This window comes from Komagataeibacter intermedius TF2 (assembly GCF_000964425.1).
In the GTDB taxonomy this organism is placed as follows: Bacteria; Pseudomonadota; Alphaproteobacteria; order Acetobacterales; family Acetobacteraceae; genus Komagataeibacter; species Komagataeibacter intermedius.
Window position 1 is genome coordinate 1 of the sequence record NZ_BANF01000362.1, and the last position, 945, is coordinate 945.

At 61.6% G+C, this 945-nt stretch carries 1 protein-coding gene; it reads left to right on the forward strand.

Annotated features, from left to right (window positions below; translation table 11 throughout):
* Nucleotides 1–49 precede the first annotated feature (49 nt).
* A partial coding sequence (locus B7449_RS17545; RefSeq protein WP_048883949.1) for an AMP-binding protein occupies nucleotides 50–945 on the forward strand: 896 nt, incomplete at its 3' end.

The following is a 945-nucleotide window of genomic DNA, read 5'->3' on the forward strand; positions in this document are numbered from 1 at the left end:
CCAGATCACCGGCAAAGACGTGCCTGTAGCCTGAACGGAGTAAAGCGCCATGCTTCCATGGACAACATACGAGGCGATGTACGATGCGGCGCTGAATCAGCCAGAGCAGTTCTGGCTGGCTGCGGCGCAACGCGTCACATGGAAGCAGGCTCCTGTGACTGCATGCAGGACGCGGGAGGATGGCTGGCATGACTGGTTTCCCGATGCCACGCTCAATACCTGCCATAACGCGGTAGACCGGCACGTTGAAAATGGTCGCGGTGAACAGGCAGCATTGATCTGGCATTCCTGCGCCATAAAGGAACGGCAGGTGGTAACCTACCGGGAACTCCAGGGCAGGGTGGCCGGGTTTGCCGGCGGCCTGCGCGCGCTGGGGGTAGGGCAGGGCGACCGTGTCCTGATCGCCATGCCCACCATGATCGAAACCGCCATCGCCATGCTGGCCTGTGCGCGGATCGGGGCGGTGCATGTGGTGGTTTTTGCCGGTTATGCCGGGCCTGAACTGGCACGCCGGATTGACGATGTAGCGCCCAAGGTCATCATCATTGCCAGTTGCAGCTTTCAGGGACAGACGCCTATTCCGTCCGCGCCAGCCTTGAACGCGGCCCTGACCAAGGCCACACACCGGCCACAGGCCTGCGTCGTCGTGCAGCGCCCAGCGTGTCCGGCAGTCTTTCTACCGGTGCGGGACCATGATTTCCATGCGCTGGAGCAATCTACCCCGGTCGATCCGGTTATGCTCCGGTCCGAAGACCCACTCTATATTCTCCATACATCCGGGACGACAGGCAATGCCAAGGGCATCGTACGCGACAATGGTGGCCACGCCATAGCCCTCGCCCTGTCCATGGAGCTGATCTATGGCTGCAAACCCGGCGATACCTTCTTCACCACATCGGACCTGGGCTGGGTGGTTGGCCATTCCTACGGCGTCTATGCGCCGCT